The 1413-nt window shown below is 67.8% G+C and carries 1 protein-coding gene; it reads left to right on the top strand.

Annotated features, from left to right (window positions below):
* A partial coding sequence (locus ACZ6DL_RS38085) for an amino acid adenylation domain-containing protein (RefSeq protein ID WP_466058599.1) occupies window positions 1-1413 on the top strand: 1413 nt, incomplete at both ends.

The following is a 1413-nucleotide window of genomic DNA, read 5'->3' as shown; positions in this document are numbered from 1 at the left end:
GCCCTGTTGGGTGTGTTGACCGCTGGTGCGGCGTATCTGCCGATCGACACGACTTATCCGGTGCAGCGGCTGGAGTTCATGCTCGATGACGCCGCCCCGGTCTGCATCCTGACCACCGCCACCGAGCGGGAATCGCTACCCGCGGGCAATATTCCGGTCCTCCTGCTGGAGGACACCACCGGCTACGACGACGCACGCGTCCGCAACCGCGAACGTTTGGTGCCGTTGCGTCCGGACAACCTGGCGTATGTCATCTACACCTCCGGCTCCACCGGTGTGCCCAAAGGTGTGGGGGTCGCGCACCGCAATGTGGTCGAGTTGTTCGCCAACACCCAGTCGCTGTTCGAGTTCGACGAAACCGATGTGTGGACACTGTTCCACTCCTTCGCGTTCGACTTCTCGGTGTGGGAACTGTGGTGTGCGCTGGCCACCGGCGGCACCGTCGTCGTGGTCGATTACCTGACCTCCCGCTCGCCGGAACAGTTCCGCGAACTGTTGATCCACGAGCAGGTCACCGTCCTCAACCAGACCCCTTCGGCCTTCTACCAGCTCGCCGAAGCCGACCGCGCCGCGCACCCGGACGAGCAGGGCGAACTCGCGCTGCGCTACGTCGTGTTCGGCGGTGAGGCACTGGATCTGCGCCAGTTGCAGCGCTGGTACGAGCGCCACCCGGTGGACGCGCCGTGGCTGGTGAACATGTACGGCATCACCGAGACCACGGTGCACGTGTCCTACTTGTCGCTGGATGAGCAGATGGCCGACAACCCGGCCAGCGTGATCGGTCGCGCCATCCCGGGCTTGGACGCGTACGTGCTCGACGACCGGCTCAACCCCGCGCCGGTCGGCGTCGCCGGAGAGATCTACGTCGCGGGCGCTCAGCTCTCCCGCGGCTACCTCGGCCGTCCCGGCCTGGCCGCTACCCGCTTCGTCGCCAATCCCTTCGGTGCGCCGGGTTCGCGGATGTATCGCTCCGGCGATATCGGCCGGTGGGTAGGTCTGGGTGGCCTGGCCACCCTCGAGTACGCCGGGCGTGGGGACCAGCAGGTGCAGTTGCGGGGGTTCCGTATCGAGCTCGGGGAGATCGAAGCGGCGCTGCTGCGGTGTCCGGGGGTGAGCCAGGCGGTGGTGGTGGTGCGTGCCGACGAGCACGCCGGTGACCGCTTGGTCGGGTACGTGGTGCCCGATGCCGGGACGAGTTCGGATGCGTCGGTGCTGCGTAGGCAGGTCGCGGAGTTCTTGACCGGTTACATGGTGCCCGACGCGGTCGTGGTGCTGGAGGCGTTGCCGTTGACCCCGAACGGGAAGCTCGACCGCCGCGCCCTGCCCGCCCCGCAGGTCAACAGTGCCGTCGCTTTCCGGGCGCCGGGTTCGCCGGTGGAGCAGGCCGTCGCCGAGGTGTTCGCCGGGCTGCTC

Source organism: Nocardia sp. NPDC041819, from assembly GCF_055590505.1.
The sequence above is the reverse complement of the archived record's forward strand: the minus strand, read 5'-3'. Positions and strand labels throughout refer to the sequence as shown.